Genomic DNA, 23,963 nt, shown 5'->3' with positions numbered 1-23,963 from the left:
GCTACAGCCACTTCTTCGCCTTGAAGATCGTGTAGAGCACGATGCCGCCGACGACCATGCCGAGGAGCGCCAGCGGGTAGCCGAGCGGCCAGTCCAGTTCGGGCATGTACCGGAAGTTCATGCCGTAGATCGTGCCGATCAGCGTCGGCGCGAAGAGGATCGCGGCCCACGACGAGATCTTCTTGACCTGCTCGTTCTGCGCGAGCCCGGTTTCGGAGAGCTTCCGCGTCTCCTCGTTCTGCGCCAGGCTCGCCTCGGAGAGCTGCCGCATCTCGTCGTTCTGCCGCTGCGTGACGAGGGTCGAGTGCACCGTGAGCGCGTTCTCGAGCAGAGCGCGGAACCCATCCGCACGCTCGCTCACGCGGATGACGTGATCGAGCACATCGCGCACCGAGTGCCGCAGCTCGACGTCGACGCCGTGCTCGCTCGCTCCCTCCTGCAGGCTCTCCAGCATGTCGCGCAGCGGACGCGTGGCGCGCTGGAAGGAGATCACCTCGCCGAGCAGCTCGTAGATGCGCCGCGCCACCGCCGGATCGCCGGCGAACAGCTGATCCTCGATCTCGTCGATGTCGTTCTCCAGCCCCGCCACCACGGGGGCGTACCCGTCGACGACCTCGTCGAGCACCGCGTACAGCACGGCGAACGGTCCTCGCCCCAGCAGCGCCGGATTGCCTTCCAGACGCGCCCGGACGCGGGCGAGGTCGGGGTTCTCGGCGTGCCGAACGGTCACGACGAACTGCGGCCCGATGAACAGGTGCACCTCGCCGAACTCGACCGTCTCGCTGCTGTCGATGTACCGCGCCGGTCGCAGCACCACGAAGAGCGTGTCGCCGAAGCGTTCCAGCTTCGCGCGCTGGTGGCCCTTCAAGGCATCCTCCACGGCGAGCGGGTGCAGGCCGAACTCCCGAGCGACCGCATGGATTTCGTCGGGCTCCGGGCGGTAGAGGCCGATCCACGCCATGCCGTGCCGCTCGTGCAGCAGCTCGAACGTCTCGTCGAGCGTCTGCGGGTCGCCCGTGCGGTGCCCCGCCACGTAGATGGCGTTGTCGATGACCGTCATACGCTCATCATTCCTTCTTCGCGTCGGGCGTCACGCCCTCCTTCGCCTGTTCGACGAGCGACAGGGGATCGGCGATGTCCTCCAACGACTTCCCGGCCGCGCTCACGCCGAAGACGCCGCAGATCACGCCGCCGAAGATCATGATCGCCGACCCGAGCACGTAACCCCAGAACAGCGGGCCGCGATCGCCGGATTCGGCGCTGGCACCGATCAGCGAACCGTAGAGCACCGGGGCGATGGCGCCCACGAGCTGACCGATCGAGAACACGTACGAGATGACCTGGCTGCGCAGTTCGAGGGGGAAGATCTCGCTCACGGTGAGGTAGGCGGCAGATGCTCCGGCCGAGGCGAAGAAGAACGACGCGCACCAGAACGCCGTGTGCGTGGCGGCGTTGAGCACCCCCGCGTTGAAGAGGAACGCACTCACGAGCAGGATGGATCCGGCGAGGGTGTAGGTGGCGAACAGCATCCGCCGACGTCCCCAGGTGTCGAAGAAGTGACCCAGCAGCAGCGCTCCGGCCAGGTTCCCGACGGCGAAGATGATGAAGTACTGCGAGGCCGAAGCCGGCGGGGTGTCGTAGAAGTTCTCGAGCACCAGCGCGTAGGTGAAGAAGATCGCGTTGTAGAGGAACGACTGGGTCACCATCATCGTGATGCCGACGAGCGTGCGCCGCGGGTAGGTGCGGAACAGCACCTTGGCGATCGTGAGGAACGGCACACGACCGTACTCCTTCACGGTGATCGCCTTCGACTCGTCGACGTCGGGAATCGTCTTGCCCTCCTTGCGGATGCGCTCCTCGATCTCGTCGACGTTGCGCTCGGCCTGCTCCTCGCGTCCGTGCGTCATCTGCCAGCGCGGGCTCTCGGGGATGTGGCGGCGCAGCCAGATGATGAGGACACCGAGCACCGGCCCGAGGAAGAAGCTGAGTCGCCAGCCGATGTCCTCGGGGAGGATGTCGGTGTTCAGGAAGAAGAGGTTGGCGACGGCGCCGAGAGCCGCGCCGCCCCAGTAGGTGCCGTTGATGGCGATGTCGACGCGTCCCCGGTACTTCGCGGGGATGATCTCGTCGATCGCCGAGTTGATGGCCGCGTACTCGCCGCCGATTCCCGCGCCGGCGACGAACCGCCAGATGTAGAAGAACCAGGGCGCGAACGCGAGGCCGGCGACCGCCGATCCCACGAGGTAGATCGCGAGGGAGATGAGGAAGAGATTCTTGCGACCGAGGCGGTCGGTGAGGCGGCCGAAGACCAGCGCGCCGAAGACCTGGCCGAGCAGGTAGCAGGTACCGGCGAGGCCGACCTCGGCCGGTCCCATCCCGAGGGTCGACGCGTAACCGTTGGCCGCGACGATCTGCACCTCGAGGCCGTCGAGGATCCACGAGAACCCGAGTCCGACGACGATCATCCAGTGGAAGCGCGACCACGGCAGCCGGTCCATCCGTGCGGGGACGAGCGACCGGACCTCCTTCACGCGGGAATCGGTTGCAGACACGGGTCCTCCTTCTCGCGGGCATCACACCTCCCGCAGCCTCATCTGTCCTACTCCTCCATGTGAATGCGCTGCATCTGGTTGACCGGCGGCTCGCGGCGGTTCTAGAGTTCCCTTCTTCGCGGGGTCGACGGCATCCGATGTCATCCTCCCGACGGACGCGGTGACGGGCCCACCGGCAGGACACTGGAGGGAAGAGGCGGATGCTCCGCCGCCGCCCGCGGGCGGCACGATGTCGGGAGAACTGCGCATGGACAACCCCTTCGGCGCTCTGCCCGTGCTGCCGATCGTCGCGCCGCTCGGGCTGCTGCTGTTCCTGCTGCTGCTCGGTCGACTGCATGCGCGCGGGCGTTTCTCGCTGCCTCGTGCGGCCGTGGCCCTCGCGCTGTCGATCTACGCGGCAGGCGTCGTGGCGAACACCGTGTTCCCGATCTTCCTCAATGCCCCCGACAGCGGCGAGCCATGGCAGCCGGCCGTCGCCCTCGTGCCGTTCACCGACTACGAGATCGACGACGCCCTGATGAACATCGGCGTGTTCCTGCCGCTCGGGATGCTCATCCCGCTGCTGATGGCGCGGCCGACATGGGCCCGGGTGGTGCTCACCGCCGCCGGCGCCAGCCTGGCGATCGAGCTCGCGCAGTTCGTCGCCGACCTGTTCTTCGCGGGCGGACACATCTCCGACGTGAACGACTTCCTGTCCAACGTCGCCGGCGGGGCGATCGGCTACGGCCTCTTCATCGTCGCGGCGCGGGTTCCCGTCCTCGCCCGTGTGATCGACCGCTTCCGCTGGGCGGGCACCCGCGAAGAACGCACCGACGCGGGCGACCGGTCCGAGGTCGGCGCCCCCGTGGATACGCTCGTCGGATGACCTCCACCGCCGCCGCCTACGCGGCCAGAGCCGGCGAATACGCCGACGTGCTCGGTTCGATGGGCGCGGTGCATCCGTCGGATCGCGAACTCGTCGAGACGTGGGCGCGGAGGGTGCCGGGGCGGGTGCTCGACGCAGGCTGCGGTCCGGGCCACTGGACCGCCCACCTCGCGTCGCTCGGCATCGAGGTGCGCGGGATCGACCTCGTGCCGGACTTCGTCGATCACGCGCGGCGCCGCTTCCCCGGGGTGCGCTTCGATCAGGGGAGCATCGACGCCCTCGACGAACCGGACGCGTCGTACGGCGGCGTGCTGTCGTGGTTCTCGACGATCCACCACGCGCCGGAGGCGATCGGCGTGCCCCTCGCGGAGTTCCGTCGCGTGCTCCGGCCCGGAGGTCTGCTCGCGCTCGGCTTCTTCACGGGGCCCGCCGTCGAGCCGTTCGACCACGCGGTGACGCGGGCGTACCGGTGGCCGGTGGCTCCGCTGCGCGTGCTGCTCGACGCCGCGGGCTTCGACGTGATCGAGGTGGACGTGCGCGAGGAGCCCGGCGCCCGGCCGGTCGGTGCGATCATCGCCGAGCGCCGCGCCGACGGCCGCTGAGGAGCGGAGCAAACTCGGGAGGCCGTGGTTCCCAGCACGGTACGCGCCTGCCCGGCGATGCGCAACCGTGTGCGCGAGCGATCGGCAGGGTGCCTATGGTCACGGCATGAGCGACATCAACCGCACCCCCGAGCCCCGACCTTCCCGAGACGTGGATGCTCCGGCGCGCGACGCCGACCTCCCGCCCATGACCGGCGACCCCGCCGCCGCGCGACGCAGCACCGAACAGGACCTCGCCGCGGCGCGCGCCCGCGAGGCGCAGGCCCGCGAGGACCGTCTGCACGACGGGCGCGTGCACGACGACCGCCGCGACGACGTGCCCACCGCGCGGCACGACACCACGCGCGTCGACCACGACACGGTGCACGACGGCGACCGTCGCGACGACGCGGCCACGCGCGGCCGCCACGACGCCACGAGCCTGCGCGACGACGTGCACGCCCGCGAGAAGGCGGAGTTCGGCGGCTTCAAGTTCGGGTCGGCGTTCTTCGGCTGGCTGACGGCGATGGGGCTCACGGTGCTGCTGACCGCACTGGTCACGGCGATCGGTGCCGCGGTCGGCGCGAACACCGGCACGACGCCCGACGAGGCCGCCGACGCCGCGATGGGCGCCGGAGGGATCGTCGCCATCATCGTCATCGCCCTCGTGCTCTTCATCTCCTACTACGCCGGCGGATACGTCGCCGGCCGCATGGCGCGGTTCAGCGGTGCCAAGCAGGGCATCGCGGTGTGGCTGTGGGCGATCATCGTCGCGATCGTCGTCGCCATCGTCACCGCGATCGCCGGCGCGCAGTGGGACATCCTGGGCAACCTCGACAGCTTCCCGCGCATCCCCGTCACCGCCGAGACCGCCACGGTCACCGGCATCCTGACCGCGCTCGGAGCGGCCGTCGTGACGTTGCTCGGCGCGATCCTCGGCGGCCTCGCCGGCATGCGCTACCACCGCAAGGTCGACCGGGTGGGCCTCGGTCGCTGACGGATTCCCGCCCGGTCGCGCTCCGGTGCGGCCGGGCCGGGAGGGGCTCAGATCGCTCGCAACTGGGCGAGGAAGTCGTCGGCCCTCTCGACCTGCACCGCGAGCCTCTCGCGACGAGCGGTGGCCTCGGCGAGGTGCGCCCCCAGCTTCGCGCGGAGCGCCTGGTCGTCGGGGGAGACGCGCAGAGCGTCGACGACGTCGAGCACATCGCGCATCTCGTCGAGCGTGTAGCCGAGGGGTTTCATGCGCCGCACGACCATGATGCGAGCGACGTCATCGGCGGTGTAGAGGCGGAAGCCGCCGTCGGTGCGACCGGAGGGCTCGACGAGGCCGACCTCGTCCCAGTGCCGCAGGCTGCGCAGAGACAGAGACGTCTGCTCGGCCACCTCACCGATGCGCATCATCTTCTCGTTGGTCACACGTTCTCCTGGCTCGGTTGGCCGCAAACCTCACGTTGCGTTAGGGTTGACGGTGGATGCCGTTCGGCATCGCCCCCCCATTCTCCCGCCTCGGCATCCGCTCGTGCGCACACGCCCGCGCCGGACGGCCGACGCGCGCCCGCCACCCAGGAGGCGACATGACCGCGGTCACCCCGGCCCGCGCACGCGCACCGCGCTCCCGCATCGAACCCACCGTTCTGCAGGCGCTGCGCAATCCAAAGCTGCTCACCCGCGAGGTGCTTGCCGGGCTCGTCGTGGCCCTCGCCCTCATTCCCGAGGCCATCGCGTTCTCGATCATCGCCGGTGTCGATCCGCGCGTCGGGCTCTTCTCATCGTTCGTCATGGCGGTCACGATCGCCTTCCTCGGTGGTCGCCCCGCGATGATCTCCGCCGCGACGGGAGCGGTGGCGCTCGTGATCGCGCCCGTGGCCCGCGAGTACGGCATGGACTACTTCATCGCGACGGTGATGCTCGCCGGGGTGCTGCAGATCGTGCTCGCGGTGCTCGGCGTCGCCCGACTGATGAGATTCATCCCACGATCCGTGATGGTCGGCTTCGTGAACGCGCTCGCGATCCTCATCTTCATCGCGCAGGTGCCGCAGCTCATCGACGTGCCGTGGCTCGTCTATCCGCTGGTGGCGGCGGGGCTCGCGATCATGCTGCTCATGCCGCGCCTCACCAAGGTCGTGCCGGCGCCGCTCGTCACCATCGTGCTGCTCACGGCCGCCGTGCTCGTCTTCGGGTGGAGCGTGCCGAACGTCGGCGACCAGGGCGAACTGCCGCAGAGCCTGCCCGAGCTGTTCCTCCCGCCGGTGCCGCTGACGCTCGAGACGCTCGGCATCATCGGCCCCTACGCCCTGGCCATGGCGGCGGTCGGTCTTCTCGAGTCGCTGATGACCGCGAAGCTCGTCGACGACATCACCGACACGCACTCGCCCAAGACGCGCGAAGCGTGTGGGCAGGGCGTCGCGAACGTGCTCTCCGGCGCGTTCGGCGGCATGGGCGGCTGCGCGATGATCGGCCAGACCATGATCAACGTCAAGGCGTCGGGCGCCCGCACCCGCATCTCGACCTTCCTCGCCGGGGTGTTCCTCCTCGTCCTCGTGCTCGCCCTCGGCGATGTCGTGGCCGTCATCCCCATGGCCGCGCTCGTGGCCGTCATGGTGCTGGTGTGCGTCGGCACGTTCGACTGGCACAGCATCCGGCCGGCCACGCTGCGACGCATGCCGAAGAGCGAGACCGCGGTCATGGTGATCACGGTCGTCGCGACCGTCTGGACGCACAACCTCGCGATCGGCGTCGTGCTGGGGGTGCTGGCAGCGATGGTGATGTTCGCGCGACGCGTGGCCCACGTCGTGACAGTCACCCGCGTCGAGCCGGAGACCGACGCCGAGGCCGGCGTCGACGGCGAGGGCGCTGCCTCGGGCGTCGTGCGGTACGTCGTCGAGGGCGAGCTGTTCTTCGCGTCGAGCAACGACCTCACGACCCAGTTCTCGTACTCCGCCGATCCCGCGCACGTGGTCATCGACCTCCGTCGGTCGCACGTCTGGGACGCGTCGACCGTCGCCGCGCTCGACGCCGTGGTCACCAAGTACGAGCGGCTCGGGAAGACCGTCGAACTGCACGGGCTCGACGCCGTGGCATCGGCGTTGCACCAACGCCTCACCGGCAAGCTCGGCGGGTGAGCGGATGCCTCGACGACCCGTATCGTCGAGGCATCCGGCGCGTCAAGACCGTCGCGCTCGGCCGCGTCGTGGTGTTCGGTAGAGACTTCCGCCGATCCGGAAGGACGCCCCACCCGTGAGCACCACCGCACCCTCCCTCGCCGATGCCCGGCGTGCCGCCCGCGACGCCTTCGGCTGGGACTCGCTCCTGCCCGGGCAGGCCGAGGCCATCGCCGCCGTCGTCGGCGGGCGCGACACCCTGGTGGTCTTCCCGACCGGTGCCGGCAAGTCGGCGGTGTACCAGATCGCTGGGCTCGAGCTGGGCGGCGTGACCGTCGTGATCTCGCCCCTGCTCGCCCTGCAGCGCGACCAGGTGCTCTCGATCGACGAGGCGCCGGATGCGCCGGCCGCGGTGGCCCTCAACTCACGCACCTCCGCGAAGGACGAGCGCGCCGCGTGGGACGCGATCGAGAGCGGAGAGCCGGTCTACGCCTTCCTCGCGCCCGAGCAGCTCGCCCGACCCGAGATGGTCGAGCGCCTGACCAGGGCCGACGTGCGGCTGCTCGTGGTCGACGAGGCACACTGCGTCTCGGCCTGGGGGCACGACTTCCGGCCCGACTACGCCCGTCTCGGCGAGGTGGCCGAGGCGCTGGGGCATCCGCCGATCCTCGCACTCACCGCGACCGCGTCGTCGCCCGTGCGTACCGACATCATCGAGAAGCTCGGCATGCGCGACCCGCACCTCGAGATCCGCGGGATGGACCGACCCGAGATCCACCTCGCCGTGCGTCGCCACGAGAGCGACGTCGAGAAGCGCACGGCGGTTCTCGACGAGGTGGCGGACGAGTTCGGACCGGCGCTGCTGTACGTCGCGACGCGCAAGGAGACGGATGCCTACGCCGAGGCTCTCGCCGAACGCGGGCGCCGGTCGGCCGCGTACCACGGCGCGATGAACGCGAAAGCGCGAGACGCGGTGCATCACGCCTGGCTCGACGGCGAGCTCGACGTGGTCGTCGCGACGTCGGCGTTCGGCATGGGGATCGACAAGCCCGACGTGAGGCTCGTGGTGCACGCCGACGTCACGGAATCGCTCGATGCCTACGCGCAGGAGATCGGACGTGCGGCGCGCGACGGGGAGCCCGCGCGGGCGGTGCTGCACTACCGACCGGAGGACTTCGCCCTGCGCTCGTTCTTCGCCGCGGGGCACGCCAAGCCCGCCGAGGTCACGGCGGTGTGGAAGGCGCTCGCGAAGGCGAAGGCCCCCGTGCGCGCGACGGCGCTCGCCGAGGCTGCGGGTCTCTCGTCGCGTCGCGCCACCCGTATTCTCGGCGCCCTCGTCGACGTCGGCGCGGCGCAGGCGACCTCGCGGGGCTTCTCGGCTGTCGACGGGCGGCGCCCGAAAGAGGTCGTTCAGGCCGTGCGCGACCACGAAGACGCCCAGCAGCGCATCCGCGAGAGTCGCATCGTCGTGATGCGCGGGTACGCCGAGGCCACGCGGTGTCGACGCGTCGCCTTGCTCGACTACTTCGGCGTCGAGTCGCCGGAGTCGTGCGGCGCCTGCGACCGCTGCGATGCTGGGGCCGCCGATGCCGGCGCGCGGGCGGGGAGCGCTGCCGTCGCAGACGCGCCCGAGGACGGCCTCGTCGCCGACGCCCCCGTGAACCACGAGGCGTGGGGTGCGGGCACGGTCGTGAGCACCGAGTCCGACCGCGTCACCGTGTTCTTCGAGGACCAGGGCTACAAGGTCGTCGCCCGGGAGGCCGTGGACCGCGGGGTCCTGCAGGTCGCCGACGCCTAGCGCTCGAAGCCGTCCTGCAGTCGGCCGCCGGCGCGCTCGAGCTCGTGTGTGACCCGGGCGGCGAACGCCGCGTGATCGTGGGCGAGCAGGGGAGCGGTGAGGGCATCCGCCCGCTCGGCATCGAATTCCCGGAGCCTGCGCGGCAGATACTTGCCTGCGCCGACCCATCGTGCGTTCGTCAGAAGGACCAGCTCCGCGGTGCGCTCGAAGAGCAGCGACGCGAGGACGTGCTTTTCCAGAGGGTCCGATGCATCCATGAAGTCGTCGAGCACATCGGTGAGAACGTAGCGCCGCAACCGCCGCTCCGTGTCGTCGAGCTCGGGGCCACGACGGTAGACGGGCTCCCACAGGGTGCGGTACCGCTCGCGCTCGGCGACTCCCCGCACCGTCAGGCCGTCGAGGAGCATCTGCACGATGACCGGTCGATACTGCGCCAGGCCTCGCTCCGCCCACGTCGCGAAGCCCTGATGCGTGTACGCGAAGACCTCGAACACCTCGCCCTCGAACCGGTAGGTCGCTGCGAGGCTGTCGCGCTCGGCCTGGAACAGCTCATCGCCGAGGAGCAGCAGATCGATGTCGCTGGTCGGGGTGCGCGTGCCCCGCGACGTGCTGCCGGCCACGATCACGACCTCGGCCCGGGGGAAACGAGCGGCGACGAAGCGCTCCACGATCGGCACGAAGTCCATGGAACGCGAGCCTACCCACGCTCGGGGGAGTTGCTCAGAAAAGCATCCGGTCGCATGCATTACACTGGACGTACCAAGGGGAGTACTCCGCCACGGTGGTTTCGTCATTACGGATGCAGTCGCATCCCGGCCCACCGGTTCCCGATCGGGAATGGAGAAGACTTTGGCTCTGCTGCCGCATACGCCGAGTCTGGAGCCTCCGTTGGACGTCACCCCCCTCATCTGGATCATCACGATCGCCGTCACGATCGCGTTCTTCGTGTACGAGTTCTTCGCGCACGTGCGCACCCCGCACGAGCCGACCATCGGCGAATCCGCACGCTGGTCGATCTTCTACATCAGCCTCGCCCTCATCTTCGGCGTGGGCATCGGCCTCGTCTCCGGGTGGACCTACGGCGGTGAGTACTTCGCCGGCTACCTCACCGAGAAGGCCCTGTCGATCGACAACCTGTTCGTCTTCCTCATCGTCATGAGCGGGTTTGCGGTGCCCAAGAAGTACCAGCAGAAGGTGCTGATGATCGGCATCGTGATCGCGCTGATCCTGCGCGGCATCTTCATCGCGGTCGGCGCCACCCTCATCGAGAACTTCTCGTGGATCTTCTACCTCTTCGGCGCGCTGCTGCTCGTGCTCGCCTGGCGCCAGGCGTTCAGCGACCACGAGAGCGACCCCGCCAACGGCCGCTTCATGCGCTTCGTGCGCCGGCACCTGCCGGTCAGCGACGAGTACAACGAAGACAAGCTCACGGTCGTCAAGAACGGCAAGCGCTTCGTCACCCCCATGCTGCTCACGATCGTCGCGATCGGCTTCATCGACCTCGTGTTCGCGGTCGACTCGATCCCGGCGATCTACGGCCTCACCGACCAGGCCTACATCGTGTTCACGGCCAACGCGTTCGCGCTCATGGGCCTGCGCCAGCTGTACTTCCTCATCGGCGGTCTGCTCGAGCGCCTGGTCTACCTGGCGCAGGGCCTCGCCGTCATCCTCGCGTTCATCGGCGTGAAGCTCGTGTTCCACGCCCTGCACGTCAACGAGCTGCCGTTCATCAACGGCGGGGAGCCGGTGCTGTGGGCCCCCGAGATCCCCATCTGGTTCTCGCTGCTCTTCATCGCCGCGACCATCGCGGTCGCCACGATCGCCAGCCTCGTCAAGACGCGCCGCGACCCGGCATCCGTCCCCTCCGTCACCGACACCACCACCAAGTAAGGGAGCACTCCTTGAACGCCCACTGTTCTGACTCTTCGGACTCTGACAGTACGAGCGCCCGGCTCAGGCCGGGCGCGCACCCCCGCACCGAGCAGGTGACCCGCTGATGGACGGCCTGCTCTGGAACATCGCCCTCGTCATCGCGTTCGTGCTCATCGGCGGCGTCTTCGCCGCGACGGAGATGGCCCTGGTCACCCTTCGGGAGAGCCAGATCAACGCCATCGCTGCGCGGGGCCGCCGAGGGGCGAAGGTCGCCGGCCTCGCCCGCAACCCCAACACCTTCCTCTCGGCGGTGCAGATTGGCGTGACCGTGGCTGGGTTCGCCTCGGCGGCGTACGGCGCGACGTCGATCGCTCCGTCGGTCGCCCCGCTCTTCGAGTCGTGGGGGATCGACCCGGCCATCTCGCTCACGATAGCGACCGTCGTGCTGACCCTCGTCATCGCGTACCTGTCGCTCGTGCTCGGCGAGCTGGTGCCCAAGCGCCTCGCGATCCAGCGGAACGCGCAGTTCGCGTACGCCGTCGCCCCAGCGCTCAACGGCTTCGCGGTCGTCATGCGCCCCGTGATCTGGCTTCTCTCGGTGTCGACCAACGCGCTCGTGCGCGTGCTCGGCGGCGACCCCGACAAAACGGGGGAGGAGCTCAGCGACGAGGAGGTGCGCGACATCGTCGCGTCGCACCAGGGCCTGCCCGACGACGAGCGGCGCATCCTCGACGATGTGCTCTCGCTGCGCGGGCGTCAGATCAGCGAGGTCATGCGTCCTCGACCCGAGGTGGTCGCGCTCGACGAGACGGCGACGGTCGCCGAGGCGGTGGCGCAGGTGCGCGACCTGCCGTTCTCGCGCTACCCCGTGTCGGACAAGTCGATCGACGACATCACCGGCTTCGTGCACGTGCGCGACCTGTTCGAGGCAGCGGGCGCCGACCCCGAGCGTCCCGTGCAGGCGCTCATCCGCGAGATCCCGTACATCCCCTCGACCGCGCGGGTGCTGCCGACCCTCACGCGCATGCGCGCCGACGGACACCACATCGCCGTCGTCGTCGACGAGTACGGCGGGACCGACGGTCTCGTCACGCTGGAAGACCTGGTCGAGGAGGTCGTCGGAGAGATCTTCGACGAGTACGACGCAGCCGAGACGGATGCTCCGGGCGGCGCCCTCGACGGGCGCCTCAATCTGCAGGACTTCGAAGAGGCCACGGGTCTCGAACTGCCGCGCGGATCGAGCGACACCATCGCCGGGTTCGTGACCGAGCGGCTCGGGCGTCTCGCGGTCGTCGGCGACACGGTCGACGTGCCGGGCGCGACGATCCAGGTCGCCGAGCTCGACCGTCGCCGCATCGCCCGCGTGCGGGTGACGCCGCGCGCCGACGACGAGGTGCCCGTCGGCTGACCCGCTCTGCGACGAGCCGCCCCTCGCCGTGACGCCCGCTCGGGCGCCGTCGGGAGGGGCGGCTCGCCGGGGCACTACGCCGTCGATTCCGCGCGGGTGCGCGCGACGAGTCCCGCGATCACATCGATGGCCACGAACGCGACGAGCGTCCAGCCCACCAGCGGCAGCAGCAGACCGATGCCCGCGCCGGTGACGATGACGGCGAGCACGCCCCACCACGGCGCACCGCGCAGAGCACCGCGCGAGGGCGGGGTCCCGCCGAACCGGCGCAGAGACCGCGGAGACCGCCGCTTCGCCCACATCGCGTACCCGAGGACGACCATCGCACCGATGCCGATGGCCAGCAGGAACAGCACGAGCTGATTCGCGAGGCCGAACATCGACCCCATGTGCAGGTCGACGCCCCAGCGTGCGAGCTTCGCCGCGAGGGGGAATTCGGCGAAGTCGACCCGGTCGACGACCTGCAGCGCGGTGCCGTCGATCGCGACCTGGTCGACCTCGGTCGGGAAGCTCGTCTGGATCTCCCGCACCGTCCACGCCGCCCCTTGCTGCGCCGGGGGCGTGATCTCGACCCGTCCGGTGTTCACGTTCGTGCGCTGGGCGATCGCGAGCACCGCATCGAAGGTGGCCGGGTTGGCCGCCCCGGTCGGTGCCGCTGCCGGGCCGTGATGCCCCGCGTGCTCGTCGAGCTGCCCGCCGCTTTCGCCGTCTCCGCCGCTATCGAGCGATGTGTCCAGCACAGGCGTCGCTCCGCCCAGCGTCGCACGCAGCTGCGACACGTTCGCGCCCGCGTACTGCGACCAGGTGATTCCGGTCGCCGCGAGGAACAGGGCCCCGATCGCGACCCACACGCCGACTGACGTGTGCCAGCCGAAGAGCCCCCGGTACCCGCGGTGGCGGAGGTTCGGGCGCAGCAGATCGCGCTTCGCCCGCGCCTGCCGCAGGCGCATGACCCACAGCGCCAAGCCTGCGAGTACCACGATGCCGAGCCACGACGCCGCGAGTTCGCTGTAGACGCGGCCGATGTCGCCGAGATGCAGCGTGCGGTGCAGCTGGTCGATCCAGGTGCGCAGCGGCAGGGCGCCGCTCGTGCCGTAGACCGTGAGGTCCCCGCGGATCTCGCCCGAGCCCGGATCCACGAACACAGCGCGCGACTCGCTCGCGCCGAGGGACTCGTCGGCGAACATGATCCGCGTCGTATCGCCGGGCTCCGGCGCGGGCCGCACGGCGGAGAGCGACGCGGTTCGGCCGACGTGCTCCTCGGCGATCTCGATCTGCGCGGCCAGGCTGAGCGTCTCGTCCGTCGCCGGAACGTGCAACTCGTGCGCGTACACGATCTGCTCGAGCGTCGGCGTCAACGCGTACAGGGCACCGCTCACGGCGGCCACCAGGATGAACGGGCCCACGAGGATGCCCGCCAGGAAGTGCAGCCGGCGAGCGAGTGCGCCGAACCACCCCGGCTCGCCGCGCCCGCGTGCGCGGGCGACCGCAGGGGCGACGGCCCGCGTGGCCGTGGTCGGTGCCGCCTCGGTGGCGCTCACGGCGCGCCTTCCCACAGCGTCTCGCCGATGAATCCACCCTCGCGGCATCCGGGAGGTACCGCGAACACCGCCGAGCCGATCGGCGTCGTCCACTCGTTCAGCAGGTCGAGGTCGGCGAGACGCTGCTGCATCGGCGTGTACTGCCGCGCGACATCGGCCTGGAACGACACGAAGATCAGCCCCGACTCCGACACGCTCGCGCCGGTCGGACGTTCGTCGTAGTTGTACGCGCGGCGGAAGATCTTCACCCCGTCGTCGCCTCGCGCCCGGCGCAGGTGGGCGAACTGCGGGATGACCGGGAACCCGACAGCCGTGGTCGCCGCGAGGTCCGGTTCGTCGTACTCGTCGATTCCGGTCAGCGGCGCGCCGTTCGCCAGCGTGCGGCCGACGGATGCCTCGCGCCCGCTGCGGTCGAGCCGATCCCAGGTGTCGAGATCCATGCGGATGCGGCGCACGACCATGCCGGTGCCTCCGGCCATCCACCCCTCGCCCGCCCACACGACCTCGTCGAACTCGGCGGTTCCCGGCTGCGGGTTGGCCGTGCCGTCGACCTGGCCGAAGAGATTGCGCATCGTCGTGCCGGGGCGCTCCGTGCCGTACGCGCGGCGGAAGCCCTGCTGACTCCATCGCAGCGAGGCGAAGCTGCGGGCGTCTTTCAGCAGCATCCGCGCCGCGTGCGACACCGTGAGGGGGTCGTCCGCGGCGATCTGCAGGAGCAGGTCACCGTCGGAGAACTCCGGTTGCAGTCGGTCGATCGAGAACGCCGGCAGGGGCGCGAGCCAGCTCGGCCCGACACCCGCCGCACGCGCCACCAGGCGCGGGCCGAATCCGAACGTGACCGTCAGTCGGGCGGGCGAGAGGGCGAGCTCGGGCTCGGAGTCGGCGAGCGCCGCCCGGCCCTGCGTGAGGCGAGCGGCGTCGTCGGAGAGGATGCCCAGCAGCCGCCGCAGTCCCTCACGGTCGGTCGCATCGAGCAGGTCGAGCGCGAGGAAGAGGCCGTGCGCCTGCGCCGCGGTGTCGATGCCGGCCTGGTGAGCGCCGAAGAACGGCACGGTCTCCTCGCCGTTCATCGGCGACGAGGCGGGGGCGGGGGTGCCGGCATCCGGCCGGTTCAGGGCGTGGTCGACTCCGATCGCCGCGGCCGCGCCGACGCCGACGACAGCTCCTCCGAGGAGGAACTGCCGCCGGGTCGACCCGGGGCGATCGGAGCGCGCACCCTCGGTGCGCGCGCGCATCAGTGGTCCATGCCCTCGTGGTCGTCGCCCTCGTAGTTCTCGTTGGCGCCCGAGTAGTCCTTCACCGGGGCGGTGAAGGCGTAGGTCGAGTCGTCGGAGAAGGTGAGGGTCACGGTGACCTCGTCGCCTGCGACGAGCGGGCCGGTGAGGGCCATCAGCATGATGTGGTCGGCGCCGGGTTCGAGGGTCAGCTCTCCCTCGGCCGGGATCGAGAACCCGCCCTCGATCTCGCGCATGATCATCTCGCCCGCCTCGTTCTCGGCGGTCTCGTGCAGTTCGACCATGCCGGCCGCGTCCGTCGCAGCGGAGACGACCGTCACCGCCTGTCCGCTGTCGTTCGTGAGCGTGCCGAACGCGGCGGACATGTCGTCGTCGGTCGCCTTGATCCAGGCGTCGTCGATCGTCACGGCATCGCCCGCCGGAGCAGCCGGGGCGGCCGGTTCGGCGGGTGCGGCAGAGCAGCCGGTGAGCGCGAGCAGCGACACCGCGGCGAGGGCCGCGAGACGGGGGAGTGGGGTTTTCGTGAAGAAGGTCATGGTGAGGCCTTTCAGTTGTTCTCCGCGGCGTCGGCGTCGGCCGAGGCGGCGGGTGCCGTGCGAGCACGGCGCAGGATTCGGAAGAGGAGAAGGGCGGCGGCGGTGATCGCCGCGCCCGCGGCGCCGACGACGAGCACGCGCAGGCCGTCGTCGGGCGGGGTCGGGGTCTGCTCTGCGGCATCCGCATCGGCGTCTCCGCGGTCGGCATTCGAGCCGCCCTCCGACGGCGCGACCGTCTCGTCGGACGACCCGCCCGTGCCGGCGGACGCCGAGGCGGGCATCGGCTCGCCGTCGCCGACCGTGAACGGCACCACGCCGGAGATCGGATGCCCGTCCTCCGAGACCACCTGCCACTGCACCTGGTACCCCGCCGCGGGCATGCCGGGGTCGAGGAGGGCCGTGACGGTGCGGCCGTCGACGTCGACCTCGCCGGTCGCCCAGTCGTGACCGTCGGCGTCGACCACGAGCACGACGGCGCCCTCGGTCGAGTCGCCGAGCACGAGCAGGTCGCCGGAGTAGGTCAGGGTGATCGACTCCGGCGGGGTGGCCAGGCGTTGCCCGGCCTCCGGAGTGCTGTGGACGAGCGAGTCATGGGCGGATGCCGGAACGGCGGTCGCCAGTACGGCGACGGCCGCCACGGCCAGCCCGGCCGCGATTCTGCGGACAGGGGACATGGTGAGTACCTCTCGACGGGCGCCGGGAGAGGGCGCCGGACGGTGCATTGCCGGCCCGCGCGGCGTCGGGCGCGCGCAGGCGTGAACGCCCACGGGCATCGGCCCGGGGCGGAGATCAGACCGCGACGTGGAGAGGTGGGGCGCGCCCGCGCAGGGGCGACAGCAGCAGCGCACCCCGGAGAACGACGGCGTCCGCCCGCAGGCGAGGAACGGCGACCGGGCGGGGGCGGGGGGAGAAGACCGCGACGGCGGTACGGCGGCGGACCCAGCGGATGCTCTGCTGAGCCAGATCGCGCAGCCCGACGAGCAGGCGCTCGCCGCGGTGCAGAGCGGCGACGGTCAGGAGGGCGGCGACCACGTGCCCGACCCACATCCCGCCGTCCGCCACGACCGCGGCGGGGATGCCGGACGCGTCGGGCAGGACGAGCGGACCGCCGTGCACGTGGGGCGCGGCGGCACCCGCGATGGGCGTGATCGTGCCGAGCACGAAGAGCACATGGAAGAGGAACTGGCTCGCCGCGACCGAGAGCGTGAGGCGGGTGACGGAGAGCCGGCGGCCGGCCAGCAGCACGCAGACCATGAACGACAGCACCCAGGGCACGAGGATGCCCAGCGCCCCGGGCATCGCCCCTCCGGCCGTGACGTGCCCGGCGAGCGCGACGAAGATCGCCACGGCGGATGCCGCGAACCCGCGCAGGACGGCGGGTCTCCGGGACGGGTGCACGGTCCCATTGTGTCAGGCCCGCCGACCGCGCACCGTCCTGTCAAGACCCTGAGGGGATCGTCGAGCGGCCTCTACCGTCCGGGCATGGACACAGCGCAGCGCATCCACCGGGCCAAGCATCCACGATCGATCGCCGCGGGACCGTACGGGCATCCGTTCCACCCCGTCGCGGTCACGATCCCGATCGGCGCGTGGACGGCCGCGCTGATCTTCGACGTGGTCGCCCTCGTCGGCGACGACTCCGCTTTCGCACAGGGAGCGACGGTCCTGGCCGGCATCGGCATCGCGGGAGCGCTCCTCGCCGCGGTGCTCGGACTCATGGACCTGTCGCAGATCGTCCCCGGCACGGTCGCGCGTCGCACCGCACTCGTGCACATGGCGCTCAACCTGCTCGCGACCGCTCTCTTCGCGCTCGGCTTCGTGCTGCGTCTCGTCGACGGCGCCGACCGCCCGCACCTGCCGGCGTTCATCCTCAGCGCGATCGCCTTCCTGCTGGTCGGTGCGTCGGGATACCTCGGGGGCAAGCTCGCGTACCGCTGGGGCGTCCGCGTCGCCGATGAGCAGACGCAGGCCGAGGGGTTCCGTCTGCACCAGTGAGGGGGTGCGGCCGGAACCCCGCCGCTAGCGCCGCCGTAGACGCGATCCCGCCCACACCAGCGCCGCCGCGGTGAGGCCGAGGCGGAGCCGCGGGTGCACCGCGAGCCACGTGTACGCACTCACCGCGCGGCCGCGCCGCGGAAGCGCCCCGGTCGACGCGCGATCCGCGGCACCGACGCGCAGGTCGCCGCCGCCTGTGCCGTCGGGGTCGTCGGTGTGCATGATGTCGGTGCCCAATCGGCGGAAGACGGCATCGACGATCCCCGGCGCAGCGTGCTGCGCGGCGACGAGCAGGCGGCCGCCCCCGCCCGCATGGATGGTGCGCACGGGGTGCGTCGCGGCGAAGGCGATCGCCTCGGCCACGACCTCGGGCGCGTACGCGGGAGGAGGCGCGGTCGGCCGCCACGGCATGCGGTTGCGCGCATGGCGATAGATGGGGGTGTCGATGACGGCCGGTCGAACCGAGGTGATGCTGATCCGCGGATGCTCCCCACCGAGCTCCCGGCGCAGGGCGTCGAGGGTTCCCTCGAGCGCGTGCTTCGATGCCGCATAGGCGCCGTGCATGGGCAGGGCCGCCACCGCCTCGACAGAGGAGACGATGACGAGGGCGCCGCCGCCCGCGCGACGCAGGGCGGGGAGCGCGGCCTGGATGCCGTGGATCTGCCCGATGAGGTTCACCTCGAGCACGTCGCGGAACTCCTGCGGGCGCGTGTCGGCGACTCGCGAGTACAGCAGCACCCCGGCGTTGCCCACCCAGGTGTCGATGCGTCCGAACCACTCCTCGACACGGTCGACCGCGGTGCGCACGGCATCCGCATCGGTGACGTCGACGACCAGATGACGGGCCGTCCCGCCGCTCTCCTCGATGAGCCGTACGGTCTCGCGGAGGCCCTCTTCGTCGCGGGCAAGCACCACCACACGGGCACCGGCGCGGGCCAGGCGCAGCGCCGCGGCGCGCCCGATGCCGCGCGAGCCCCCGGTGACCACCGCGACCTGGGCGTCGAGGGGGCGCAGCCGCCGACCGGCTGCGCCCCCTCCTCCCCAGCGGAACCCGGTCATTCCTTGTTGAACGCGTCCTGTGCGGCGCCGGCGACCTTCTCGACCACGTTCGGCAGCTCGGTGGTGCCGTAGAAGCGCGCGTCGGGGTGAGTGGGCGGCGGCATCTCGGCCGTGGTCGTGGGCCCGTCGTGGTAGCTGAACTCGCCCTTGCCGTCGGGCGTCGGGCCGGAGGCCCACGATCCCTCCGCGGCGGCGGCTCCGTCGCTGAAGTTCAGGTACTGGTACGAGACCTCGCGGTGCTCCTTGTTGATCGGGAAGTTGCTCGGAACGGGCAGCTCCTCCGCGCCCTCCGCCTTGAGCTCCTCCACCGCGCGCAGCCACTGGTTCTGGTGCATCGTGTCGCGGGCGAGCAGGAAGCCCAGCATGTCTCGGATGCCGTGGTCGTCGGTCATGTGATAGAGCCGGGCGACCTGCACCCGTCCCTGCATCTCGGCGTTGGCGTTCGCCATGAAGTCGGCGAGCAGGTTGCCGCTCGACGTGATGTACGACCCCTGCCACGGGTTGCCGTTGCTGTCGACCGGGCGGGCGCCGGCACCGGCGACGATTCCGTGCTGCACGTCGGTGCCGCCGATCACGGCCGCGACCGTCGGGTCGTCCTGTACCGCTTCCTCGGTGATGCCGAGCGGCGACTTCTCGAGCAGCTGGGCGATCATGATCGCGAGCATCTCGACGTGGCCCATCTCCTCGGCTCCGATGCCGAACACCAGGTCGCGGTACTTGCCGGGGATGTGCATGTTCCAGGCCTGGAACTGATACTGCATGGCCACGGTGATCTCGCCGTACTGGCCGCCCAGCACCTCTTGGAGCTTGCGTGCGTAGACGGCATCGGGCTTCTCCGGTGTCGCCGAGAACTGCAGTTCCTGTCGGTGGAAGAACATGGGTCCTACCTTTCTGATCTGCTGTCGGTGAACGACCATCCAGCGCCTCGCTCCCGCGATCGACGGAGGGGCTTTCCAAATCGGGAAGCGCCTGAGACAATCGCGCACGCACCGCCCGCCGCCGGCACGGATCAGGGGATGACCGACACCGCGCCGCCCACGATGAGGGTGATCACGGTGGTCCAGCCGATGATCGCGACCGCCTGCCAGAGGAGGATGCGGCCCTTGCCGATGCCCGAGGCCGCGAGCATGGTCGCGGTGAAATGCGTCGGCAGCAGGAGCGGTCCGAGCAGGCTCACCCCGGGTACGCCGTACCGCTCGAACGCACGCTGGAACTTCTGGCGCCGCGCCGTGCGGCGGTCGTCGGCGGGGGTCTCTTCGACGACCACGGCGCCGTCGGCGCCCGCGAGCTGGCGGGTGCGGGTGCGGTCGACGATCGCCTTGCGAGCCCCGGAGCTGGCGAGCACGAGCACGGCGACGCACGCGAAGTTGCCCACGATGGCCGCGATCGCGGCGACCACCGGATGGATGCCGCCGATGATGCCGATGGCGGCGGCTCCCTCGCCTTCGATGAAGGGCACCGCGCCGGCGAGCGCGACGATGAGGGGCTGGATGAGCTCGGGCACCTGGGCGACCAGATCCTGGAACGTCTCGATGAGGTTCATGAGGGGCTTCCTGACGTGTCGGGCCACGGGAGGTCCGTGGCGATGACTCCAGTCCAGCGGAGCGACCAGGGGCGCAGAAGTGCCGCCGTGTCACCGGCATCCGGGCGGTCTGCACACCCGACGGGTGACATGTGTCACGGCTCTAGGGTGGGTGGGGTGAGCGCATCCGTCGACCCCACCCCCGGCTCCCGCCGACTCGCCCGCGGGGTGGTCGCGACCTGGTGGTACACGGCCGGCGGCGTGATGTTCCTGCAGCTGATGCTCGTGCTGTTCTGGACGCTGATCGCCTTCACACTCCCCGACACGACCGCCGCCGGAGTGGTCGTGGCCGTCGGCGGCCTCCTGTGGTGCGCCTCGACGATGCTGCTGCTGCGCGATTATCGTCATCGCGTCGACGCGGCGCCGGGGGTGGCCTGGCGGCGCATCCTTGTGCCGATCGCCGTCGCCGTCGCGTTCGGGGCGACGGCGGGGACGCTGCTCGGCAGCTGGCAGCTCGCCCTGATGCCCGTCGTGCAGTCGCTCACCCTGCTCAACTGGCCCACCGGGGTGCGTTACCGGGTCACCATCGCCGCCGTGCTCGTGCTCGTGGTGCTCGGTTTCATCGACGCGAGGCACTCCAGCGAGACGTCGTGGTGGATGCCGATCGTCTACACGTCGCTCCTGCCGGTCATGACGGTGAGCACCCTGTGGTGGTGGGACGTGCTCATGACGCTCGACCGCGCCCGCGCCTCCGAAGCCCGGCTCGCCGCCACTCAGGAACGGCTGCGCCTCGCAACCGACGTGCACGACCTGCAGGGGCACCACCTGCAGGTGATCGCGCTGCAGCTCGAACTCGCCGAGCGGTTGATGCCCGCCGATCCGGCCGCAGGCATGGAGCAGTTGCGCGCCGCGCGTGAGAGTGTCGACGACGCCCGACAGGGGACCCGCGACCTCGCGACGCGGTACCGCTCCGTGCCGCTGGGCGACGAACTGGCCAACGCCCGCGACCTCCTCGTGGCCGCCGGGCTGTCGGTCGAGGCGCACATCGCCCCCGACGCCGATCGTGCCCCGGCATCCGCCCTCGGGCCCATCATCCGCGAGACGACCACGAACGTGCTGCGACACGGGAGCGGCGAGCGCGCCCGCATCGCGCTCGCCCGCGACGGTGCCGTCTGGCGCTACACGCTGGCCAACGATGCCGATCCCGTCGCCGCAGGCGAGTCGGTCGACGCCGCCGCGTCCGGCATCGCCGGCATGCGGCGTCGTATCGCCGACGCGGGCGGGTCGCTCGCGGTCGAGCGCGACGGTGCCTCGTTCTCGATCACGGTCACCGTCCCGGCCGAGGAGCCCGCATGATCCGTGTGCTGCTCGCCGACGACGAGGGGATGATCCGGTCCGCGCTGGCGGCCCTGCTTCGGCTCGAAGCCGACATCGAGGTCGTCGCCGAGTGCGCCGACGGCACCGAGGCGGTCGCCGAGGCGATGCGTCTGCAGCCCGACGTGTGCCTGCTCGACCTGGAGATGCCCGGGCTCGACGGGGTCGAGGTCGCCGAGCGTCTGCACCGCGCCATCCCCACCCGCTGCGTGGTCGTGACCCGCCATGCGCGACCCGGCGTGCTGCGGCGGGCCCTGGCATCGGGCGTCAGCGGGTTCCTGCCCAAGTCCCGCGGAGCCGACGAGGTCGCCGCCGTGATCCGCACGGTCGCCGCGGGCGGCCGGTACGTCGATCCCGAGATCGCGGCGGATGCCCTGAGCGACGAGCGATCGCCGCTCACCGACCGCGAACTCGACGTGCTGCGAGTCGGGCGTCGCGGTGAGACGACGGGGCAGATCGCGCGCGCTCTGTCGCTCGCGCCGGGAACCGTGCGGAATCATGTCTCCGCGATCCTCGGCAAGCTGTCGGTCGCCACCCGGCAGCAGGCCGTGCTCTTGGCCGAGGAACGCGGCTGGATCTGACGCGTATCCTAGAGCCGTGACGACCGCTGCCGAGAAGCCCTCCGTCCTCTTCGTGTGCGTGCACAACGCCGGCCGATCGCAGATGGCCGCCGGCTTCCTGCGCGAACTCGGCCAGGGGCGTGTCGAGGTGCGGTCTGCCGGCTCGATGCCCGGCGACGCGATCAACCCGGTCGCGGTCGCTGCGATGGCCGAGGTCGGAATCGACATCGCGGGCGAGCAGCCGAAGGTGCTCACGACCGAGGCCGTGCAGGCATCCGATGTCGTCATCACGATGGGCTGCGGCGACGCGTGCCCGTTCTTCCCGGGCAAGCGTTACGAGGACTGGAAGCTCGACGACCCGGCCGGACAGGGCATCGAGGCCGTGCGGCCCATCCGCGACGAGATCCGCGGGCGCATCGAGGCGCTCCTCGCCGACCTGCTCTGAGCGCGCCGCGCGGTCCCGCTGTTCCTTGCGGGGGCGTCATCCGTCAACGGGCCGCGAATCCTCCTGCGAGAATGGACGGGCCGAGTCCCGAGCCGAGGAGCAGACGTGCAGTTCATCTCCACCCGCGGCGGCATGCAGCCGCAGCCGTTCAGCGAGACGCTGCTGGAGGGCCTCGCGCCCGACGGCGGCCTGGCCGTGCCCGCCGAGATGCCGACGGTCGACGCCGAGACGCTCGAACGGTGGCGCGCACTCACGTACCCCCAGCTGGCCACCGAGGTGATCGGGCTCTTCGCCACCGACATCCCGCGCGAAGACCTCGCGCGCATGACCGAGGCGGCGTACGCGCCCTTCCCGGGCGACGTGGTGCCTCTGCGGACGATCGGCGGCGGGCTGACGCTCGTGGGTCTGTCGGAAGGGCCGACGCTCGCGTTCAAGGACATGGCGATGCAGTTCCTCGGGCAGGTGCTCGAATACACGCTCGCGCGCACGGGGTCGGTGCTCAACATCCTCGGGGCGACCTCGGGCGACACCGGCTCTGCGGCGGAGCACGCGCTGCGCGGCAAGGAGCGCGTCGCGGTGTTCATGCTCTCTCCGCAGGGACGGATGAGCGCGTTCCAGCGTGCGCAGATGTTCTCGCTCGACGACGAGAACGTGCACAACATCGCGGTCGAGGGCGTCTTCGACGACTGCCAGAACCTCGTGAAGCACCTCGCAGGCGATCTGCAGTTCAAGCGCGCGCAGAATCTCGGCGCCGTGAACTCGATCAACCTCGCCCGCATCACCGCACAGGTCGTCTACTACTTCTGGGCGTGGCTGCGCGCGACGGATGCCGAGGGTGCGACCGAGGTGTCGTTCACGGTTCCGTCGGGCAACTTCGGCAACATCCTGTCCGGCTTCTTCGCGAAGCAGATGGGCCTGCCGGTCCGCCGTCTCGTCCTGGCAGCCAACGAGAACAACGTGCTGGACGAGTTCTTCCGCACCGGCATCTACCGCCCCCGTAACGCCGCCCAGACCCTGGCGACGTCCAGCCCCTCGATGGACATCTCGAAGGCGTCGAACCTCGAGCGTTTCATCTTCGAGCTCGTCGACCGCGACCCCGAGCGCGTGGTCGGTGCGTGGCGCGACCTCGACGAGCAGGGCTACGTAGACTTCGCGGCCGACCAGCCGCGCTTCGTCGAGGAGTTCGGCATCGTCAGCGGCACGTCGACGCATGCCGACCGCCTCGAGACGATCCGCGCGGTGTACGCCGAGACTCAGGAGATCATCGACCCGCACACGGCCGACGGGGTCAAGGTCGCGCATCAGCACGTCGAAGAGGGCGTTCCGATGCTCGTGCTCGAGACCGCCAAGCCGCAGAAGTTCGCCGAGACGATCATCGAGGCCATCGGCGTCGAGCTCGACTACTCGAAGGAGCTGCGAGACATGCTCGGCGCTCCGCAGCACGTCGTGGAGATGGCCGACGACGAGCACGCGCTGCGCGCCTTCATCGAGGAGCACGCGCTGCGCTGAGTCGCCGGGC

The 23,963-nt window shown here is 70.6% G+C and carries 24 protein-coding genes; 12 read left to right on the top strand and 12 right to left on the bottom strand.

All coding sequences use genetic code 11. From position 1 onward, the window contains the following. Position 1: 1 nt before the first annotated feature. Both AC3A3J_RS14670 and AC3A3J_RS14665 read right to left on the bottom strand, forming a co-directional pair. Positions 2-1,060 (bottom strand): magnesium and cobalt transport protein CorA, encoded by a 1,059-nt coding sequence (locus AC3A3J_RS14670; RefSeq protein ID WP_487672966.1) that lies wholly within the window; start codon positions 1,058-1,060, stop codon positions 2-4. Positions 1,061-1,067: 7 nt separating this feature from the next. Continuing rightward, complete coding sequence (locus tag AC3A3J_RS14665; RefSeq protein WP_487672965.1) at positions 1,068-2,552, bottom strand: MFS transporter; 1,485 nt, start codon at positions 2,550-2,552, stop codon at positions 1,068-1,070. 247 nt (positions 2,553-2,799) lie between these two features. Between AC3A3J_RS14665 and AC3A3J_RS14660 the strand changes: the two genes are divergently transcribed. The 3 genes from AC3A3J_RS14660 to AC3A3J_RS14650 all read left to right on the top strand — a co-directional run bounded on the left by AC3A3J_RS14660 (position 2,800) and on the right by AC3A3J_RS14650 (position 4,995). Further along, the gene (locus AC3A3J_RS14660) at positions 2,800-3,417 is read left to right on the top strand and encodes a VanZ family protein (protein WP_487672964.1); all 618 of its coding nucleotides are present in this window, start codon (positions 2,800-2,802) and stop codon (positions 3,415-3,417) included. After that, positions 3,414-4,019 carry a class I SAM-dependent methyltransferase gene (locus AC3A3J_RS14655; RefSeq protein ID WP_487672963.1) on the top strand — a complete coding sequence of 202 codons (606 nt, stop codon included), beginning with the start codon at positions 3,414-3,416 and terminating at the stop codon, positions 4,017-4,019. The genes AC3A3J_RS14660 and AC3A3J_RS14655 overlap by 4 nt, the downstream gene beginning before the upstream one ends. Positions 4,020-4,125: 106 nt before the next feature. Next, entirely contained in the window at positions 4,126-4,995 is an 870-nt protein-coding gene (locus AC3A3J_RS14650) for a hypothetical protein (protein WP_487672962.1), read from the top strand. Between the two features lie 47 nt (positions 4,996-5,042). On the opposite strand, the gene AC3A3J_RS14645 is transcribed toward AC3A3J_RS14650, so the two are convergent. Beyond that, positions 5,043-5,396, bottom strand: a complete 354-nt coding sequence (locus AC3A3J_RS14645) for a MerR family transcriptional regulator (RefSeq protein ID WP_487673128.1) — start codon at positions 5,394-5,396, stop codon at positions 5,043-5,045. Positions 5,397-5,572: 176 nt separating this feature from the next. On the opposite strand from AC3A3J_RS14645, the gene AC3A3J_RS14640 reads away from it, so the two are divergent. Both AC3A3J_RS14640 and AC3A3J_RS14635 read left to right on the top strand, forming a co-directional pair. After that, positions 5,573-7,120 carry a SulP family inorganic anion transporter gene (locus AC3A3J_RS14640; RefSeq protein WP_487672961.1) on the top strand — a complete coding sequence of 516 codons (1,548 nt, stop codon included), beginning with the start codon at positions 5,573-5,575 and terminating at the stop codon, positions 7,118-7,120. Positions 7,121-7,235: 115 nt separating this feature from the next. Next, on the top strand, positions 7,236-8,897 hold the full coding sequence (locus tag AC3A3J_RS14635) for a RecQ family ATP-dependent DNA helicase (protein ID WP_487672960.1): 1,662 nt from the start codon (positions 7,236-7,238) through the stop codon (positions 8,895-8,897). Here the strand turns inward: AC3A3J_RS14635 and AC3A3J_RS14630 are convergent. After that, positions 8,894-9,583, bottom strand: coding sequence for a nucleotidyltransferase domain-containing protein (locus AC3A3J_RS14630; protein ID WP_487672959.1), 690 nt, complete (start codon positions 9,581-9,583; stop codon positions 8,894-8,896). The genes AC3A3J_RS14635 and AC3A3J_RS14630 overlap by 4 nt on opposite strands. A gap of 202 nt (positions 9,584-9,785) precedes the next feature. Between AC3A3J_RS14630 and AC3A3J_RS14625 the strand changes: the two genes are divergently transcribed. Both AC3A3J_RS14625 and AC3A3J_RS14620 read left to right on the top strand, forming a co-directional pair. Further along, on the top strand, positions 9,786-10,787 hold the full coding sequence (locus AC3A3J_RS14625; RefSeq protein ID WP_487672958.1) for a TerC family protein: 1,002 nt from the start codon (positions 9,786-9,788) through the stop codon (positions 10,785-10,787). Between the two features lie 106 nt (positions 10,788-10,893). Further along, positions 10,894-12,177: a hemolysin family protein gene (locus tag AC3A3J_RS14620; protein ID WP_487672957.1), complete on the top strand. Its 1,284-nt coding sequence runs from the start codon at positions 10,894-10,896 to the stop codon at positions 12,175-12,177. 74 nt (positions 12,178-12,251) lie between these two features. On the opposite strand, the gene AC3A3J_RS14615 is transcribed toward AC3A3J_RS14620, so the two are convergent. The 5 genes from AC3A3J_RS14615 to AC3A3J_RS14595 all read right to left on the bottom strand — a co-directional run bounded on the left by AC3A3J_RS14615 (position 12,252) and on the right by AC3A3J_RS14595 (position 16,887). Continuing rightward, a complete protein-coding gene (locus AC3A3J_RS14615) occupies positions 12,252-13,766 on the bottom strand; it encodes a PepSY-associated TM helix domain-containing protein (RefSeq protein WP_487673127.1) in 1,515 nt (504 codons plus the stop codon). Continuing rightward, a complete protein-coding gene (locus tag AC3A3J_RS14610) occupies positions 13,715-14,953 on the bottom strand; it encodes a Dyp-type peroxidase (RefSeq protein WP_487672956.1) in 1,239 nt (412 codons plus the stop codon). The genes AC3A3J_RS14615 and AC3A3J_RS14610 overlap by 52 nt, the downstream gene beginning before the upstream one ends. After that, entirely contained in the window at positions 14,953-15,489 is a 537-nt protein-coding gene (locus AC3A3J_RS14605; RefSeq protein WP_487672955.1) for a copper chaperone PCu(A)C, read from the bottom strand. The genes AC3A3J_RS14610 and AC3A3J_RS14605 overlap by 1 nt, the downstream gene beginning before the upstream one ends. Before the next feature lie 11 nt (positions 15,490-15,500). Further along, on the bottom strand, positions 15,501-16,163 hold the full coding sequence (locus tag AC3A3J_RS14600) for a copper resistance CopC family protein (protein ID WP_487672954.1): 663 nt from the start codon (positions 16,161-16,163) through the stop codon (positions 15,501-15,503). Between the two features lie 115 nt (positions 16,164-16,278). Continuing rightward, a complete protein-coding gene (locus tag AC3A3J_RS14595) occupies positions 16,279-16,887 on the bottom strand; it encodes a hypothetical protein (RefSeq protein ID WP_487672953.1) in 609 nt (202 codons plus the stop codon). An 84-nt stretch (positions 16,888-16,971) separates the two neighbouring features. Here AC3A3J_RS14595 and AC3A3J_RS14590 point away from each other — a divergent pair, with 84 nt between their 5' ends. After that, on the top strand, positions 16,972-17,484 hold the full coding sequence (locus AC3A3J_RS14590; RefSeq protein WP_487672952.1) for a DUF2231 domain-containing protein: 513 nt from the start codon (positions 16,972-16,974) through the stop codon (positions 17,482-17,484). A gap of 24 nt (positions 17,485-17,508) precedes the next feature. Here the strand turns inward: AC3A3J_RS14590 and AC3A3J_RS14585 are convergent, their stop codons facing one another. From AC3A3J_RS14585 to AC3A3J_RS14575, 3 genes are all read right to left on the bottom strand, one after another. Continuing rightward, positions 17,509-18,543 (bottom strand): SDR family oxidoreductase, encoded by a 1,035-nt coding sequence (locus AC3A3J_RS14585; protein ID WP_487672951.1) that lies wholly within the window; start codon positions 18,541-18,543, stop codon positions 17,509-17,511. After that, a complete protein-coding gene (locus AC3A3J_RS14580) occupies positions 18,540-19,421 on the bottom strand; it encodes a manganese catalase (protein ID WP_487672950.1) in 882 nt (293 codons plus the stop codon). The genes AC3A3J_RS14585 and AC3A3J_RS14580 overlap by 4 nt, the downstream gene beginning before the upstream one ends. 131 nt (positions 19,422-19,552) lie before the next feature. Then, the gene (locus tag AC3A3J_RS14575; protein WP_487672949.1) at positions 19,553-20,086 is read right to left on the bottom strand and encodes a small multidrug efflux protein; all 534 of its coding nucleotides are present in this window, start codon (positions 20,084-20,086) and stop codon (positions 19,553-19,555) included. Positions 20,087-20,242: 156 nt separating this feature from the next. Here AC3A3J_RS14575 and AC3A3J_RS14570 point away from each other — a divergent pair, with 156 nt between their 5' ends. From AC3A3J_RS14570 to thrC, 4 genes are all read left to right on the top strand, one after another. Continuing rightward, complete coding sequence (locus AC3A3J_RS14570) at positions 20,243-21,421, top strand: sensor histidine kinase (protein ID WP_487672948.1); 1,179 nt, start codon at positions 20,243-20,245, stop codon at positions 21,419-21,421. Beyond that, entirely contained in the window at positions 21,418-22,020 is a 603-nt protein-coding gene (locus tag AC3A3J_RS14565) for a response regulator (protein ID WP_487672947.1), read from the top strand. The genes AC3A3J_RS14570 and AC3A3J_RS14565 overlap by 4 nt, the downstream gene beginning before the upstream one ends. A 16-nt stretch (positions 22,021-22,036) precedes the next feature. Next, complete coding sequence (locus tag AC3A3J_RS14560) at positions 22,037-22,444, top strand: arsenate reductase ArsC (protein ID WP_487672946.1); 408 nt, start codon at positions 22,037-22,039, stop codon at positions 22,442-22,444. A 105-nt stretch (positions 22,445-22,549) separates the two neighbouring features. Continuing rightward, on the top strand, positions 22,550-23,953 hold the full coding sequence (gene thrC, locus AC3A3J_RS14555) for a threonine synthase (protein WP_487672945.1): 1,404 nt from the start codon (positions 22,550-22,552) through the stop codon (positions 23,951-23,953). Positions 23,954-23,963 lie beyond the last annotated feature (10 nt).

This window comes from Microbacterium sp. Soil_N32 (assembly GCF_057655505.1).
Note: the sequence above shows the minus strand (reverse complement) of the source record. Positions and strands in the feature narration are given on the sequence as shown.

Bases quoted from the DNA above. Each gene is read 5' to 3' on its own strand.
- AC3A3J_RS14610 (WP_487672956.1), bottom strand. From the start codon at position 14,953: ATGCGCGCGCGCACCGAGGGTGCGCGCTCCGATCGCCCCGGGTCGACC.
- AC3A3J_RS14650 (WP_487672962.1), top strand. From the start codon at position 4,126: ATGAGCGACATCAACCGCACCCCCGAGCCCCGACCTTCCCGAGACGTG.
- AC3A3J_RS14590 (WP_487672952.1), top strand. From the start codon at position 16,972: ATGGACACAGCGCAGCGCATCCACCGGGCCAAGCATCCACGATCGATC.
- AC3A3J_RS14655 (WP_487672963.1), top strand. From the start codon at position 3,414: ATGACCTCCACCGCCGCCGCCTACGCGGCCAGAGCCGGCGAATACGCC.
- AC3A3J_RS14600 (WP_487672954.1), bottom strand. From the start codon at position 16,163: ATGTCCCCTGTCCGCAGAATCGCGGCCGGGCTGGCCGTGGCGGCCGTC.
- AC3A3J_RS14565 (WP_487672947.1), top strand. From the start codon at position 21,418: ATGATCCGTGTGCTGCTCGCCGACGACGAGGGGATGATCCGGTCCGCG.
- AC3A3J_RS14660 (WP_487672964.1), top strand. From the start codon at position 2,800: ATGGACAACCCCTTCGGCGCTCTGCCCGTGCTGCCGATCGTCGCGCCG.
- AC3A3J_RS14670 (WP_487672966.1), bottom strand. From the start codon at position 1,060: ATGACGGTCATCGACAACGCCATCTACGTGGCGGGGCACCGCACGGGC.
- AC3A3J_RS14580 (WP_487672950.1), bottom strand. From the start codon at position 19,421: ATGTTCTTCCACCGACAGGAACTGCAGTTCTCGGCGACACCGGAGAAG.
- AC3A3J_RS14575 (WP_487672949.1), bottom strand. From the start codon at position 20,086: ATGAACCTCATCGAGACGTTCCAGGATCTGGTCGCCCAGGTGCCCGAG.
- AC3A3J_RS14605 (WP_487672955.1), bottom strand. From the start codon at position 15,489: ATGACCTTCTTCACGAAAACCCCACTCCCCCGTCTCGCGGCCCTCGCC.
- AC3A3J_RS14645 (WP_487673128.1), bottom strand. From the start codon at position 5,396: ATGCGCATCGGTGAGGTGGCCGAGCAGACGTCTCTGTCTCTGCGCAGC.
- AC3A3J_RS14585 (WP_487672951.1), bottom strand. From the start codon at position 18,543: ATGACCGGGTTCCGCTGGGGAGGAGGGGGCGCAGCCGGTCGGCGGCTG.
- AC3A3J_RS14630 (WP_487672959.1), bottom strand. From the start codon at position 9,583: ATGGACTTCGTGCCGATCGTGGAGCGCTTCGTCGCCGCTCGTTTCCCC.
- AC3A3J_RS14615 (WP_487673127.1), bottom strand. From the start codon at position 13,766: ATGCCGCGAGGGTGGATTCATCGGCGAGACGCTGTGGGAAGGCGCGCC.
- AC3A3J_RS14640 (WP_487672961.1), top strand. From the start codon at position 5,573: ATGACCGCGGTCACCCCGGCCCGCGCACGCGCACCGCGCTCCCGCATC.
- AC3A3J_RS14620 (WP_487672957.1), top strand. From the start codon at position 10,894: ATGGACGGCCTGCTCTGGAACATCGCCCTCGTCATCGCGTTCGTGCTC.